We start from the raw sequence: 15394 nt of genomic DNA on the forward strand, positions 1-15394 counted from the left end.
CGAAAAAGAGTCGGCGATGAGCCGGGTTGCGTCACACGGAAGGAGGGCTGTGGCCGCGTAATCCTTTGGCATTTGTGGCAGGTCAACTTCTCCCATACCGTCTGGATGCCTGCCCACTGACGCAGGATCACTTCCAACTCTCGGTTATGTCCTCAATACGCTTTGACAGTTGGGCGGAGCCGCAGCGGGCGCGTGGAGTGACGACGAGGACGGCCACGAACTGTCGTGCTATCGATCATGTGTGCCAGTCATCCGTCAGCCCAAGTTCGAACAAGGTCTCAAGGAGAGCGTCCCAAATACCCCGTTCGGCCCAATGGCAGAAGCGTACATAAACGGAATACCATTTTCCGTGGCGCTCATGCATGTCGCGTCAGGGACAACCGGGCCGGAGAACATGCAGCATGCCGTTCAGATACTGCCGATTATCGTGCGACGGTCGAGACTTTCTACCGCGTTCGTTGGGCAGTAGCGCCTCGATGATCCATCATTCCATATCCGTGAGGTCCCCGCGAGCCGAAACTGCCTCCTCAAAGGCAGTCATGAATCCCGCTTCTGGTGACCACTTTGTCATCAGAGCCTAAACCATCGGAAATGCCTTTCGCGACCGGCTGATTTTTCTGTGGAAGGAAGAGTGGTACATCGTGCCAGTCAGACGGCAGGAATCGAGAACCTTTTCCTCACCGGGGCTAGCGGCTTTGATAGCGAGCGGTCCGGTTTTATATCCAACAGCGGTGTTCCATCCAGGCAATCAAGACCACGTACAACAATCGAGTTCCCAGATACCCTCTCCACTTTCACAATCGATGTTCCGATCGGATTGGGCCTCACAGGTGCTCGTAGGGAGAAAGCACCGTGAATCTCTCCATCGTCAGCGGGACTTAGTAGGACGATATCGCGTGGTGACTCGTGCAACCAATATAGAACCTCAAGTTGCGAATACGCCTCGACCCCCTTTAGCGCCACGGCCCACGGTTCTGAAATTTCAAGTGTGCATAGTGGCCCGGATTCACTGCCCTGCCGAGGAGTGTCAGCTCGACTTTTCCAAGGGGTCCGGATCTTTCCAACAAAGAAAAGCGATGCGTCGCCTTCTTCGGGTAGCGTGACCGCGACTTCGTTTGTTCGCAATCTGGTTGAGTGCATGACAGCTCCTGCCAAGTCTAGTGAGCCAACAGATAGAGCTGGCTCGGGAAATCTGCACAGCGGGGATAAGTGGAATTTCTGCCTGACTTCGGCTTAGATGCCGGGAACAGGAGATACCATGACGAGACGACCGCGCCGGAACCACAGCCCGGCTTTCAAGGCGAAGGTGGCACTTGCCGCCATCCGAGGTGAGCAGACGCTGGTGGAACTATCCCAGCAGTTCGACGTGCATGCCAACCAGATCAAGCAGTGGAAGGACCAACTCCTTGAAGGGGCGACAGGCGTTTTCGGCGACGAAGGGAAGACGGAACCGGCAGGCCCGACCGTTGACGTCAAAACGCTGCACGCCAAGATCGGCGAACTGACGCTGGAAAATGATTTTTTGTCCGGTGCGCTCGGCAAGGCGGGATTGCTGGGCGGAAAGAAATGATCGACCGCGAGCACAAGCTATCCGTCGTGCGCCAGGCGAAGCTTCTCGGCTTCAGCCGTGGCACAGTCTACTATCTGCCTCGTCCAGTGCCTGACGGTGATCTTGCCCTGATGCGCCGGATTGACGAGTTGCATCTCGACTACCCCTTTGCCGGAAGTCGGATGTTGCAAGGGCTCTTGAGAGGAGAAGGGCTGGAAGCTGGGCGGCTGCATGTCGCCACGCTGATGAAGAAGATGGGCATCGAGGCCATATACCGTCGCCCGAACACATCCAAACCAGCACCCGGTCACAAAATCTATCCCTACCTCCTGCGCAAGCTGGCGGTGACCCGTTCCAACCAGGTTTGGGCGATGGACCTGACATATATTCCGATGGCTCGCGGCTTTGTCTATCTCTGCGCCGTCGTGGACTGGTTCAGTCGGCGGGTTCTGTCGTGGCGGCTGTCGATCACGATGGAAGCAGCCTTCTGCATCGAAGCAGTCGAGGAAGCGCTGGCCCGTTATGGCAAACCCGACATATTCAATACTGACCAAGGATCGCAGTTCACCTCGATGGACTTCACGGCAGTGTTGAAGAAAGCCGAAATCGCCATCTCGATGGATGGCAAGGGCGCTTGGCGGGACAATGTCTTCGTGGAACGCCTTTGGCGTTCGATCAAATACGAGGAGGTCTACCTCCACGCCTACAAAACCGTGTCCGAAGCCCGCGTCGGCATTGGCCGATATCTGACCTTCTACAATAGTCGACGCCCACATTCATCCCTTGACCGGCAGACGCCGGATCAGGCTTACTTCAACGCGCTGGCACCAATGATGGTGGCGGCATAATCGAGGCGGAAATCCACTTAACGAAACGCCCGAAACTGTTCAGACGAACCGAGCCACCTCTGATATCGCTTCGCTCGCAGAATCTTGTAAGAGGTGAGTTAACGGGTTATTTCAGGTTCGCCGCATTTGATTTCAGTTGTAACATGCTTCTGCCGAGGCAGGCTGTGCGGCATTGCGGTACTCAACCCGCACCGCTCGGCAACGATGACCCCAGATAATCCCGCCTCGCGCAAACGAAAGGGTGCCGTGACAGCCGTTCAAAGCTGATCACTTCGTTGGCTTAGAATATGCGCGGTAACGCCGACAAGGTGTCGTCATTTAACGCTGGAGACCACCAGGTTGACCCCACGCCCGTTGAAGCTTGTTAGAATTTCCGCGCGGCGTAAGGAAAACTAAGGCTTCTTTTTAAGCATCGTTGACAAGGCAAAAACCAGTAATCCCATTATCCAAAAAAATGAGAACTCCGTATAGAACTGACAAAAATATGTATCTCCTGAATCTTCACTATAAAGAGTGAGCAAAATTTTATATAGTGGAAAATATATAAATCCTGGAGTGAAAATTATCGCGGCGTAGACAAGCATTTTTTTGGTCGACGTTTTCATGTTTGCCTCATTCGGCTGCAAGACGCGATGGAGTAATTATCGATAGCAAGAGATTCGTTTCGTTAATAAACTTGGATTAAACACAGCAGTGTTAACGTGCTACGTAGGCCGTTTCCCAGTGGATCAGTATCGCGGCGCCGGACAAGAGAACAATCATCAGACTGCTCATCAATTGGTTCTCGTGGACATGCATCTGGCCCAGTCTATGTTGAAGACGCCGCCTAATTCAGTCGACATTTAATCGCGCGCTACACATGGCGTCGAAATGCTTAAGTGCCCGCTTCGACGTAGGCATCCGTTGAATGCCGCAGTCCAGGCTCTTGATCGTGCATGTTATGCTTCTGAAGCAAGGCTAGGGCACGTTGAACGACTGATGGCATCCGCTTTCAGCCCTTCCCGACATATGTGCGGCAATTTCAATGTGAATATGATGTAGTAGAGCTACGAGCGTAGCTCTCCTTCTTTAGAGAGGTTTCAAGTCTATTAGATCCTCAATATCTTCTAGAATGTGCGTGGGATTGCTGCACGCCAAAGCCTCTCTCTTAGCATAACCCCACGTAACTCCCGCGGAGGCAACGTTTTGACTCATCGCTGCCTCAATATCACGTACCTCATCTCCGACAAGAAGCACTTCATTCCGGGACCTTTCAAACCGACGAAGTATCTTATTGATCCTTTTGCCCTTCCCAAATATTGGCGAGCTGCCCTCTATATAAGCAAAGTATCTCTCCAATGGCCCGAGCACGCGCTGAATATTTTCAACGCTGTTCGAACTTAAGATTGCAAGCTCGACCCCTTGATCTTGGAGGAGAAACAAGACCTTTTCTGTCCTAGGGAACATATCGAACGTGGCTTCGCGAGCCAGATTACGCAAGTCTCTCACGATCAGAGGAATGCGCCACACCGGTACTCTCATCCACTTCAGAACCTGGCAAACTGAAAGGCCCCGCAGATATTCAATCTGAGTGTCGCTGGGCGATACGAATCGGTGACGTTCGGACATTTCCCTCAGAGCGCGTATCATCCAGGCGCCGCTGTCGGCCAATGTACCATCAAAATCAAATATAATTAGCTTATAAGCATCATTTTTAGCCATTCATACTTTCCATATTTCGTATGCACGCCATATTTCCATCAAAAATATATCAGGAATACTAGGGTTGTTCCTGTTGGCGGCGATCTCGCTTCAGGTCTATCACTCCCTGAATGCTGGTTAAACAGAAACTGTGTTTCAACGGTAACATTCGCGATCGGTTTGCTGCCGGGGTATGCTGGGAGCGACATCCCTCGTTACTCAACGCTAACGAATTAAATCACACGGCTAAGAAGTATCTGGTGAGTCAACGCGCACCACCTTTGTGACGGCGCGCTAGGCCAAAGACGGAATTTGCAGCAGTTCGACCATCAAATCGAGCACGCCATCTTTCGACCCCTCATGCGAACTCGGTGGAACAAAGGAGACCGACCAACTTAACGAACGTTTGGAACGCCGGCGAAGTATGTAGCCTTGCTTTTTGTTTCTGCTCGGAACCTGCCAAAATAAATTCAGTGTTTCAGTTGAAACGCGGTTTTTTCCAACATGCATTGCTAGGACTGCTCAATGCACCAATATGCCGACCCAGAAAGAGGGCCAAGCATTGATGTGCAAATTTCTTGAAGCAGCAAAAAGCCTGTTGATGAGACCATGGCGGGTGTCCGTCAAACGGGAAAGGTCATCAAACTCTTCTTCGTGCACGATTGTGTATATCTGTGAGGCAGAGTTGCAGGTAAGAGATTGCGTGCAATTATGCATTGATCGAAAAGTCGACTATTTGATAGTCGAAAAATTTAGCCACCATCGTTTTGATAGACATTCTGTTTTTGTCCGCGGGTATCGCGAGCTTTGCATTGAGGTCGAATTTGCTGACCTTCTCGTTATTGTTCGTGACTTTTATGACAACGGATTTGACGTCCAAGACGTTTGATTAGGTGCACCGACAGATCGCGTTCCGTAAGGAGATCGATCAACATATAGAGCGAAGTCTTAGCCGTCTCAATTCTTGCGCTGGGTACTATGGCCGACCGCGGCGGAAGGCAAGTATGCCCATCATCAAGTCCGCCATCCACGTTCCATCACAACTTTCGCCACCCAACTGGAACCAGTCATGTTCAATACCAGAAGACCCTTCGAGTCTGCGCCGCAAGGAAATCTGATGGTGACAAAACACCTGAATGCCGACAGCGCCGCTGCAAGGGTTGGCGACGAAAGTGTCCAGCAATTTAGCCGCGAATATGCTCGAATGTTCGAGGCTCCGCCCAAGCGGGATGGGATGTGCAAAGCGTCTGGCGCGGCCTACCGTAAGTGCGAGCAACATGTGCACCGACACAAATTCCCGAAGTTTAGATCGCCGGAGGCGTTGAAATCGACGGTATCCTTACCTTGGCAGACGCTGGATTTGATGTGCTAGGAGAAGTTTCCTTCTTGGGGGACCTTCGGTTGATCGAGGCGAATTTCTGTGAAACAAAGCAAACCTGAGTGGACAAATGATATTGCGGCTCGGTGAGCCAAAACGTCTCACGTACCCCACGAGAGCGCCTTGATCTTTTCGCCAACACTGTCGATAACGCCGGATCGCGCGACACATGGTTCTCGTCGTCGTCTCGTAGTTCGCAACAATTCTACGAAATAATTGAGGTTACCTCCCTCGGACGTCGGGGGCGCGGCTTTTGAGTTCTTCACGCGCGAGATTGAGGGTGTCACTTATAGTCTGTTGCAGGGGCCTTGCAGAGCGCATCTTCTCAAGGTCACTGCCTTGACCGAGGCTGAGATTGCTTCTAACTGAACTTTCTATGTCTGCCAGCCGCTCATCGACAGTTGGCTTTTGCGTGGAGCGCCAAGTGGCCTTCTCGTACTCATCTTGCGCCCTCAACCAATCATAGCGTTCCTTCTGCGATTGAATGAGTGCTGCCATATCAGGATTATTGACCACGGTATCAAGCATCCTCGCCTTCAGGCTATCTTCCATGTGGGGCAATGCCTTGAACAAGGCGTAAGTTCCACTGAAGTTTTCATCGCTTGGCAACTCATCGGTAAAGGGGGTGGAAAAGTGCTCAAGCATTTTCTCGACAAGACGTCGACGATCTTCCGAGCTAAATTCACCGACATGGGGCGCAACATACTCAAGCGCGTGACCTTGATCGTACGGTTCTGCGATATTCAATATATGATCTACGAGCGCTGATTTTCGTTGCGGTGTTTGCAGCTTTAAAGTTCCCCCGATTGCATCAATTCTCTCCCCGGCCAGGGCGTAGTCCCTTGGCAAGGCTGGACGAAACTCAGGATGCTCAGAGAATCCTTCTGTGGGAACCGCGTGGTCATATAAGGCCTTGCTTGCTGCGCCAAGTCTATTGATTTGTCCGTGAAATCTTCCTCCAGCACTACGCTCAACACTTTCCTTTACAGATTTATTAGAGAGCTTAAGGTTTGAGATATTCCTTGCAGTCTCAACAGGATCGTTAGTGACCATGCCATCCACGATCCGGGAGATCAGATCGTCGCTCATTACGCGATGGAAGGGTGACACCTCTTTTTCTATGGGTTGCCGCTGTGTCTGTGAATTGGATACAATATTCTGCATATATCTCACTCCGCGGAAATCTTGCGATCCGACCACAATATCAAATAAGACCGCGCCGGTTATAAGAATAACGTTTCAACTGAAATTTCTGTTTGCCGTCATGCCGCGCTGTCTGAGTGATTTTCGAGCGGATTAGGCTGTTGAACTGGAAAATCGAAGGGGGCCTCGACGCTGGAGTCCGAGCCATCAAACCTATCGAATATAGCGGTGGATCGTAAGCGTCCGGTGAGCCTGTAGTAGAAATTTTCATCGAACATCGGAAGTTACGTCCATAACTTTGTCGTCAGCGACGTCATCGCGGATAAACTATGGACCTTATGAAGATTTTGACAGGGGTCGAGCGTCGGCGTGACTGGTCTGATGACGATAAGCTACAGATATTGGAAGAGGCTGCCGCTTCAGGCGCAAGGATCGTGGATGTCGCCCATCGGCACGATATCCGTCCCCAGCAGATTTACACCCGGCGCAGGGAAGTTCGCGGCGACCAACCCAGTGGTTTCGTTCCTGCTGTTGCGCTGATTGCGTCGGAGCCGATCAGTGAAGCGGAGCGGCCGAATGCGACGGCCAAACCTACGACTGCGAAGCGCTCGGTAAAACCATCGCGCATTGAGATCGGTTGCAAGGGCGTTTGTGTTTTGAAGGTCGAGGCTGATACCGCACCTGACGTGCTGAAGGCGCTGATCCGCTCGTTGAAGGGGCATGATAGTGAAGGGTGCAAATTCCCGGGTCACTCTTGCCTGCGGCGTAACCGAGATGCGCAATTTAGCGCCGCCAATAATTATGCGGAGTCGGAGACGACGATGGGCGCAGGAAGGGTCACTGTCAATCGGGCCTGTGATTGTGACTTAGTCAATTCTGTTTTGTCCGAGCCGGGGTCATGGTCCTTTACTTTTACGAGAGTTCGGATGCCGCCGGTGAGGCAGTTCACCAGTTCAAGCGCGAGGCGGCCGAGTATCCTGAATTTGGAAATCGGCTTATCTCGTGAAAATTCAGATCCGCGCAATTTCGCCGGATGTGGCGCGTGTGTCACTGAATGAAGGCATCTAGAGGCTCATCAAAACCTACGAAATAATCGAAACGATTGACGACACAGATCAAGCCGGCACCCGCTGAGGAACACGATGGGCGACGCCACCACTAGACGCGCAGCTTAAGCACGTAAACCAAGCGATACAGCCATATCCGCCCTCACACGATGATTGTCCGCACTTGACTTTGCCAGCTGTCAGTTGACGACGACCTTGGGAATGAAGCCAAGAATACTGATCAAGGTTTTCACGGCGCTCATCTGCGCATGCATTTCGATGATCGCTTCAATGTATCGAACATGCTGTGGGCCGCCGGCTTCTTTTCCGGTTTTGTAGGTCTCCGGGAGAGCCTGGAAGAGTTCATCGGCTTTTGCCACCAATCGCCGGTGCGTCCTGATAGCGTCAACCGTGATGGTTTCCAGATCCGCCGGAGGTAATCCTCGCGTCAGCCCGATCAATGGGCGGAGCTCGACCTTATTCGTTACGATTGCATCTTCCAGTTCCATTCCTCACCTAACCCTGGTTGGCCGCGGTACGCCCCCGCTGACGTTGAACCCTGTGAACCCTTGCCGGGGGTTAGAATCCGAGATGAATCGGCCCTGCGACCTTTAGCCGGAGCCTGGACATACGCCGCAGGCCCCCGGACACAAAGTCAGAGGGTTCCTGGCGCCATTCCGGTCAGCGCCAACCGTTCATCTGCGGATTCTAAGCCGCAACGCAGCGCGTACTGCGTCAACCACCCTTATAAGAGTCATTCCATGGAGAAGCCAGTCGTGATGAGGATCGCGTAGGTGCAATTTTTCACGAAACCGCCGTCAGAGATGATTTCACGCGCCTGTCGGATTAGTTTTGAGCTAATTTTTCGCTTTCACGTTGCTCGCGGCGCTGCTTGCGTCGTTCCTGAACGATCAGGAAAGTCTGACGGGCGTTCAGCCGATCCTCATCTCTGACGGCGCCGAAGGGTTCACCAACATATCATGGCGCAAGGCATCCGGCCGCGCGGTCGCATAAAGATACGCCGCACTGTGCGTGTACCGGCGCAGCGCTTTGTGCAGATCCGACAGTGCCGCACCCGGTCTCAACAATCTCTCGATGTCATCATTGATCCCGATCCTGAACGGCAGGACTATCTCCCCTTCAGCCGAAGGAAGAACTGCAATTGGCCCAGTTAACAAGGCGTTTACCGCCTTGGCCGGTCCAAACGAGTACCGGTCGACCTTGATCGGACCGCGGGAGGCTTTCCATGGGCTGAGAGGCTTCGAGTTGCTGCCGTTAATTCATCCTGCCTTAGACGCGTTAGAACTAACTGAAATTCGCTGGATTGTCGAAGAACGCTTCGCATTTCGCCTTGTTAAGCCGCACATCAAAGCTCCCAAAATAGAAGTATTTGAAGCTCTTGATGAAGTGCTTGTATCCAAGTTTGTCGTAGTCCCGCGTCTGGCGGACATATGCGAAATCGAGCGTCGGCGAGCGGGAAGTCCTGCTTGAGCCGACATGCGGTGCGCGATCAGCCTCGACAATGTCGAAATGCGCGAACTTACCGTCGGGTGTCAGAAAATACTCGACGCGCCAGTTAGCGGGATCCGGTTTGGGGATCTTGATGCGGCGGGCTTTACGGAGGATGTCGGCTGCCTGCTTTGCAAGACCGCCCCTGAAAAAGTCATCCTGCTCCATCGCCCAGAAAAAATAGTCCGGGTCCGTCAGCAACAACTGCGGTAGCGTTTTACCCTTATACTTACCTATTGGCATCTCTAACCACATGATCGCCTCCGCATACACCGTGCGAAAGATATTGTGTTGATCTGGAGCGTCTTCAATGATCCGTCCGAGCTGAATATGCTGCAGGCAGCGGCAAGCCTGCAGGGAGTCCGGGTGGCGCGATTCCAATTTCATCGCACTCTGGCGGCAGGCTTAACGCTCTTGAGCGCCGATCCCCGACAGGTCGATCCTGATGCCGGCCTTGTTTGGATCAGACGAGACAGCTTCGGATGAAGCATCTTCATCTCTTGGATTTTCGCGAGAGTCGTTTTTTGTTTCGGCTTCGTCACTTTGGGTTGAAGCGGGTTGAGCAAGTTTTCCCTGACCAGGATCTTCGGCCCGAAACACCGCCAGCCCCTCAAAATATCCCGTCTGCCAAGCGATGACCGCATCATCCATAACCTGTGGCAGGACGTCTTTTGCTGTGGGATTGCCGTACCATTTAATGACGATGCGAAAGACCTTGGCAAACAGTGCTGTCCCCATGCGGATATTCTCACAAGGCTCGACCATTTCCGGCTTCAATTGACCGGCCTCGACGATTCCGACCCCTGCCGGATACTGGGTGATGCCAACGCGAACGGTGTTGCGTCCGAGATTGTCGCGGATGAGAGCCAAAGCCTCTTCCGGCGTTGTCGGCTTTGGCACCAGAACCATGCTGTTGCCTGAGCGCACGGTGACAGCCAGCGGATCCTGCGATCCTGCCTTCGCGATGAATTTCTCGACGATTGCTGGCTTCAGGGAGGGGTCGGCGCATTGCTGGACAAGGACGGCATCGAGCATCCCGGGTACTCCCTATGTGTTGAAGGTCATAACGACGGGCAGGTCAAAGAGCCTTGCCCAGGCTGAGACGCTCGCTTTTTGGATTGCGACGATCGATGTGTTTTCCGTCCACCAGCCATTGCCGACGGCAACGATCACCTCGGGCGAGTGCAGCATCGATTGAAGGATCGGCCAGAGAATGAGCTGCTCGTAGCAAATCAGCGGCGCGACCCTTGCTCCGTCAACCTCAACCACCGGATTGCCGAAGAAGTCGGCCCGCGCGCCACCTCCTTGCCCGGTCCATGGCAACCATGGTTGCCACATCGATCCGGGAACCGGCATGCGCTCGCGATAGAGGATGTTCGATTTATCGGCCGATATCGCCACCATCACATTGTCGTAGCCTTTGGGATCGACGACGGCAGCACCAGCGATGACGATGCGGTCCGAGCCGCGGAGACCTTCACGCCAGAGCCGCGCAACGGTCGGCGTCCAGAAGCCGAGCGCACTTTCGGGCAGCACCGCAACATGTACGTCCGGCTGCTCAGCAATCGTCCGACGCACTGTCGCGATCAGGTCACGGTGATAGTTAAGCGAGCCATCGCGCCCAAGGTCTCCCCCTCGTTTCAGATCGACGGCCATCCATCCGGGTGTTAGTTTCGGGGGCGTCCAGTTCGTGGCGGACCAGACGTAAAGTCCTCCGAGGACTGCGACCGCGATTTGCCATCTTCGACCGGTCATGAGGACCAACAGGATCGCGGTCGCGCCAAGGCCTGACCAACCCCGCCCGGGAAACAAGACGCCGGCGGCTGTCAGCGGATGCGCCCAGCCCGTGATGCCAAATGGCGGCAGTCCTGTCAGCGCCATGGCGAGCAGATAGCGGAGCGCTCTCGCCGCGTCCGTCCCCCTCTTCCCCGAAGAGTCTCCGCCACGAGGTTTCGTCCAGCACACTGCATGGACGATGACGAAGGATGCGGAAGCCATCACCCAAAGCGCCAGACCGGGCCAAAGATCGGCGGCATAGAAGTTCGCCACGCCCTGCGGCAATCCGCGCGAGGCCGCCAGGAAATAGCCCGCCGCAACAAGTGCGGCGATCATACGTGACGGCGCCATTGCCCAGAGCAACGGAAAGAACATGGCGAGCGGGAGAAGAAGCACCTCGCCGCTCCAGCCGATCCTCCCACAGGCAATCGAGGCGATGATCAGAAGGATGGGTTTCCAGCGCTCGTTCCTCTGGTCGTCACCGCGATCACGGATCGAAGGTGAGGACCGGCCGCGCCAGGCCGACCAGACCGGAATCCGGAACCGGGCCAAAGTATCGACTATCATAGGAGCTCGCGAAGGATGAGTGAAGGAAGAGATGATACGGCGGCACAACGCCGCCGGGATCAGGCAAGAGCATCCTGCCCTCGCCGTCCGTGCGCCACACAGACGATGCGGGAACCAGACGACCGTCGATGAACACGCGATCGGTGATGTCGACACGCTGTCCGGGAAGTGCTGCGACCGTCTTGATCAGCGGCGCAAAGCCGCCGGCGCAAAGCCCTCGGCGCAGATATCCGCGCCGCCATGCGTCTGCGAAGACAGCTGTCATGGGTGGGCATAAAAACACCAGATCGCCGATCGCGACCGGACGCTGAAGCTCTTCGATACGCCAGAGGCCGAGCGGCTCGCTTGGGGTCAGGTTCAGGCGATAGCCACCCGTGAACGCCGTCGCCGTCACTACGGACATGACGACGGCGGCGCCCGCGAGAAACTGAAGAATCCTCTTCCGTCTCATTGCTTCAGCACCGGTGCCTGGCGCTGGGTTAGACGCTGTTCCTCGGCTTGCCTTAGCGATTGAGCGGTGCGCTCGTGGGCCGCGAGCTGTTGCGCTGTCCGCATCACCGGCCAGGCTTGTTTGAGCTGCTGCTTCTGCTCCGGCGTCATGCCCTCAGAGAGTTTTTCGTACAGCGTTCCGGAAGGCTCGCGCGCGGCGTTGTTCAGCAGCGTTCGTTCCCCGAACCGCTCCGTAACCGACTGACTGAACCCGTCGATTTCGAGCTTGGTTTCACGATTGCTGAGCGCGTAGGCCATCGCCGCCGGAAGATCGTTGCGGTCGATGGCGTCACGCACCCGCTCCAGCACAACACGCGCTGCCGGCGACAGTGCCGGAATGTCGATCGAGACCCGCTGGCGCAGCGTCTGCTCGTCCGCCTGGTGCCGCATCGTGGCAGTCTCGCGCATCTGAAGATATTGCTCAAGATCGCGCTTGAGAGAAGGCACATTCACCTCGGCGATGCGACGTGCCTCGCGCTCTGCCTTGCCTGCCAGAATGCCGGTCTTGCCCTTCAATGGACCGATAGTCTCCGGCTCCGCCTCAAGCTTTTGGAGGACCTGCTTCGCCATCTCCTTATCTGCCAGAACCGTATCGAAGTTGATGGCGCGGAAGGCGGTTACGGGATCGGCGAAGACGTAGCGGAAGCGCGCCGAGACCTCCTCCCATTGCTGCTTCAGCGTGGGATCGGCGCCGAGCTTGTCACCGATCGTGTCGGCAACAGAGCCGGAGAATGTCTTGATGCCTGCGACCATGGGCGCGGCCTCCTTCATCGTTTGGGTTTTTGGGGATTGGTCGGAGCCGAGGCGCTCACCGAGCGCACGAAGCCTATGAACGAGATCGGAAACCTTTGTTTTTTGGCGCAGCGTCCAGTCGAGCCGGTCGCGCAGCATTGTTCGAGCCACCTGCATGATGTGCAGGCCACGGTTTTCGGCAAAGCGGAGGGCCTCGCGGTAGAGTTTGCCGCGCTCGTAATCGAGCGTCGTCTCCTTGGCGTTCTTTCGAGAAAGAACCTTTGCCAGGCCACCGTTGAAGGCGAAGGAACGGCGCCCGTAATAGAGCTGAAGATCCTCGCGATGGCGGGTCATCGCGACATAGGTCAGATGCCGATCGAGCGACAGAGAGGCCAGCACCTTGACCCTGTCGACAGTGGCGCCCTGAGACTTGTGGATGGTCGTCGCATAGCCGTGATCGAGATTTCTGTAGAAGCGTTGTTCGACCACAACATGCCGCCGATGATCCCGATCCCCGACCACCGCAACGATGCGGTTCGGCGCAGCCTCAACGACATGGCCGATCATGCCGTTCTTTACCCCAAGTGAGGTCTCATTCTTCAGGAAGACGATCTGATCGCCTGCGTCGAAACGGCGTTCGCCGTCAGCCGTTCTAAAGACGTGGCCCTCGCCGACGATGCCGCGCTCGACCAGCTTCTCGCGCGCCATGACGTTGAGCATGCGCACGTCGCGGCGCAGATGGGCGAGGATCAATGTCGTCTTCGTCTGGTCGTAATCATGGTTCCAGTGGGCGATCAGGCGCTCAACCGCTTCCGCCTTCAGACGTTCGCCAACAATTCCCGCATTGGCATTGTAGAGCGCCAACGCCTTCTCGACATTGCCGCGCGCCAGATCGAGCGACGCCTTGCGCATCCAGTCCTCGCGCTGGCGATAGATCGTTTCGAGTTCAGCGTAACCAATCCGATCGACAATGGCGCGGAAGGCAGCGCCCGCCTCAATGGGCTGCAGCTGTTCGGGGTCGCCGACCAGCACGATCTTTGCCCCTGCCCTGACGACGGCATCGACAAAGCCCGCCATCTGTTTCGAGGCTACCATGCCGGCCTCGTCCATGACGAAGACGGTCTTATTGTCGAGCACGTCACGACCGCGGTTCCAGCGCAGCTCCCAGGATGAGAGCGTGCGGCTCTCGATGCCGGCTTCGCTCGAAAGGCCCTCCGCCGCTTTGCCGGCGAGCGCGCCACCAACGACACGATATCCGGCCAGCTCCCACGCCTCCCGCGCCGCCTTCATCATCGTGGTCTTGCCAGCACCCGCGCGTCCGACGACGGCGGCGATACGGGCAGGTCCTGCAATGCGCTCGATCGCTGCTTTCTGCTCGTCGGACAGCCGCTCATGCCGCTTGAACGTGGCTTCGAGAGCGGAGTGGGAAACGCCCCTTCCCTCCCGGTTCGACAGCCATGTTGCCTGCCACGCCATCGTCGCTTCCAGCCGAATCATCGCTCGCGTCGAATAACGCGCCGGCACTTTCTTTGCGGTCGCAAAATCGATCGTTTCGCGCTGCAGCCGCAGCACTTCCGGGTTCAGGATGATCCTGACCATGAGTTGTTGGAAGAATGCGGGATCGTCGATATAGCGATGCAATACCTTGGCTATATCGCGCTCATCGAAGACGCTCTTCTCGCGCGTAATCAGGTCAAGCACGATGGCTGGGTTGTTCAGAATGCGGCGCGTGTTTTCGCTTCGCCGCTCTTCGTTCAATTCGATGCGCTCAAGCTCTGGCCGGACGCCCTGGTCCTGCGCCTTGCGCTCGATCGCCTTGGCGCCAACGCCGAGATGGATGGTGGGCTCAAGTTCGATACCCTGCTTCTCGTAGGAGCGTCCATCGATGCGAAGATCGATCTCGGCAAGCGCCAAATGATGGTTCAGCCGTTCGAACCAACCGTCGCGCAGCACGTTGAAGTCATCCGTCGATCCGGCCCAGAGCTCATAGAGGATTTTCCCGGACTTCGTGCGGACAGGCTGGCCGTCCTTGGCGGTGACCGCCACCTTCTTCGATCCGAAACCATCTTCGGTCAGCGGCCGCAATGTGGTCATCAGGTGGATATGCGGGTTGCCGGGATTGTCGTGGTAGACCCAGTCGGCGACCATGCCTTTCGCCCGGATGTGTTTCTCGACGAAATCACGGACCAGGGCGATGTTCTGCTCGGGTGTGAGCTCCAGCGGCAGTGCAATCGTCAGGTCGCGGGCCAGCTGCGCGTCGGAGCGTTTTTCGAAAGCCTCGACCTTGTTCCAGAAGGCTTCGACCGCGCCCGAAACCGCACGATCCGCAATGAGCGCTTTCGCCCATTTCGGGGCATCGGCAGGAAGCATGAATTCCTCATGCAGCAAGCCCTGCTTGCGCGTGTAGTCGATGGTGCGGGCTTCACGCTCGTATTCCATCTTCGCGCAGTGCCGGTAGGCCGCGGACAGCACCACGCTGCGGCCGTCGCCGCGGCTGATGATGCTGGCTGAGAAGTGTGCGATGGCCACGGCGATAAAAGCTCCCGGTTCGAACCTTGTTCGTCGGGAGCGGCCAGGCGATTCCGGGCCTCTGAGCAAGACGTCGCGCCACGACGTATAATTGCGCCCTTGGACCCTTGGAGCCATTCCTTCGGAACAGTCGGGATCATCCACCAAA

Annotated in this window: 13 protein-coding genes and 1 pseudogene; 3 read left to right on the forward strand and 11 right to left on the reverse strand. The window is 55.8% G+C overall.

Going from position 1 to position 15394, the window contains the following annotated elements:
* Positions 1-212: 212 nt before the first annotated feature.
* Together ACQZ40_RS15285 and tsaA are read right to left on the reverse strand one after the other, a co-directional pair.
* A pseudogene (locus ACQZ40_RS15285) lies at positions 213-481 on the reverse strand (transposase); the annotation flags it as partial.
* A gap of 167 nt (positions 482-648) precedes the next feature.
* Entirely contained in the window at positions 649-1140 is a 492-nt protein-coding gene (gene tsaA / locus ACQZ40_RS15290) for a tRNA (N6-threonylcarbamoyladenosine(37)-N6)-methyltransferase TrmO (RefSeq protein ID WP_172690302.1), read from the reverse strand.
* A 118-nt stretch (positions 1141-1258) separates the two neighbouring features.
* On the opposite strand from tsaA, the gene ACQZ40_RS15295 reads away from it, so the two are divergent.
* Positions 1259-2397, forward strand: a protein-coding gene (locus tag ACQZ40_RS15295; RefSeq protein ID WP_172691065.1) for an IS3 family transposase whose coding sequence is annotated in 2 segments (ribosomal slippage) — positions 1259-1517 and positions 1517-2397 — 1140 coding nt in all. Because the reading frame shifts where the segments join, the coding sequence is not laid out codon by codon here.
* A gap of 1068 nt (positions 2398-3465) precedes the next feature.
* On the opposite strand, the gene ACQZ40_RS15300 is transcribed toward ACQZ40_RS15295, so the two are convergent.
* The gene (locus tag ACQZ40_RS15300) at positions 3466-4098 is read right to left on the reverse strand and encodes an HAD-IA family hydrolase (protein ID WP_172691054.1); all 633 of its coding nucleotides are present in this window, start codon (positions 4096-4098) and stop codon (positions 3466-3468) included.
* A 1048-nt stretch (positions 4099-5146) separates the two neighbouring features.
* Between ACQZ40_RS15300 and ACQZ40_RS15305 the strand changes: the two genes are divergently transcribed.
* Positions 5147-5449 carry a hypothetical protein gene (locus ACQZ40_RS15305; RefSeq protein WP_139103031.1) on the forward strand — a complete coding sequence of 101 codons (303 nt, stop codon included), beginning with the start codon at positions 5147-5149 and terminating at the stop codon, positions 5447-5449.
* A 228-nt stretch (positions 5450-5677) separates the two neighbouring features.
* Here ACQZ40_RS15305 and ACQZ40_RS15310 read toward each other — a convergent pair whose 3' ends face one another.
* Positions 5678-6619 (reverse strand): hypothetical protein, encoded by a 942-nt coding sequence (locus tag ACQZ40_RS15310; protein WP_012478144.1) that lies wholly within the window; start codon positions 6617-6619, stop codon positions 5678-5680.
* Positions 6620-6927: 308 nt separating this feature from the next.
* On the opposite strand from ACQZ40_RS15310, the gene ACQZ40_RS15315 reads away from it, so the two are divergent.
* Positions 6928-7656: a transposase gene (locus ACQZ40_RS15315; protein ID WP_012478143.1), complete on the forward strand. Its 729-nt coding sequence runs from the start codon at positions 6928-6930 to the stop codon at positions 7654-7656.
* 188 nt (positions 7657-7844) lie between these two features.
* On the opposite strand, the gene ACQZ40_RS15320 is transcribed toward ACQZ40_RS15315, so the two are convergent.
* The 7 genes from ACQZ40_RS15320 to traA all read right to left on the reverse strand — a co-directional run bounded on the left by ACQZ40_RS15320 (position 7845) and on the right by traA (position 15246).
* Positions 7845-8153, reverse strand: a complete 309-nt coding sequence (locus tag ACQZ40_RS15320; RefSeq protein ID WP_035258696.1) for a transcriptional repressor TraM — start codon at positions 8151-8153, stop codon at positions 7845-7847.
* Positions 8154-8576: 423 nt separating this feature from the next.
* Positions 8577-8822 (reverse strand): ProQ/FINO family protein, encoded by a 246-nt coding sequence (locus ACQZ40_RS15325; protein ID WP_158006765.1) that lies wholly within the window; start codon positions 8820-8822, stop codon positions 8577-8579.
* 127 nt (positions 8823-8949) lie between these two features.
* Positions 8950-9540, reverse strand: coding sequence for a hypothetical protein (locus ACQZ40_RS15330; RefSeq protein WP_065657600.1), 591 nt, complete (start codon positions 9538-9540; stop codon positions 8950-8952).
* Positions 9541-9558: 18 nt separating this feature from the next.
* A complete protein-coding gene (locus ACQZ40_RS15335; RefSeq protein ID WP_065657599.1) occupies positions 9559-10188 on the reverse strand; it encodes a TraH family protein in 630 nt (209 codons plus the stop codon).
* A 12-nt stretch (positions 10189-10200) separates the two neighbouring features.
* Positions 10201-11496: a conjugal transfer protein TraB gene (locus tag ACQZ40_RS15340; RefSeq protein WP_081307303.1), complete on the reverse strand. Its 1296-nt coding sequence runs from the start codon at positions 11494-11496 to the stop codon at positions 10201-10203.
* A complete protein-coding gene (traF, locus tag ACQZ40_RS15345) occupies positions 11417-11899 on the reverse strand; it encodes a conjugative transfer signal peptidase TraF (protein ID WP_410171771.1) in 483 nt (160 codons plus the stop codon). Before traF ends, ACQZ40_RS15340 begins: the two co-directional genes overlap by 80 nt.
* A 44-nt stretch (positions 11900-11943) precedes the next feature.
* A complete protein-coding gene (gene traA, locus ACQZ40_RS15350) occupies positions 11944-15246 on the reverse strand; it encodes a Ti-type conjugative transfer relaxase TraA (protein WP_172691051.1) in 3303 nt (1100 codons plus the stop codon).
* Positions 15247-15394: the final 148 nt, after the last annotated feature.

The organism is Agrobacterium sp. 16-172Ci (assembly GCF_053522725.1).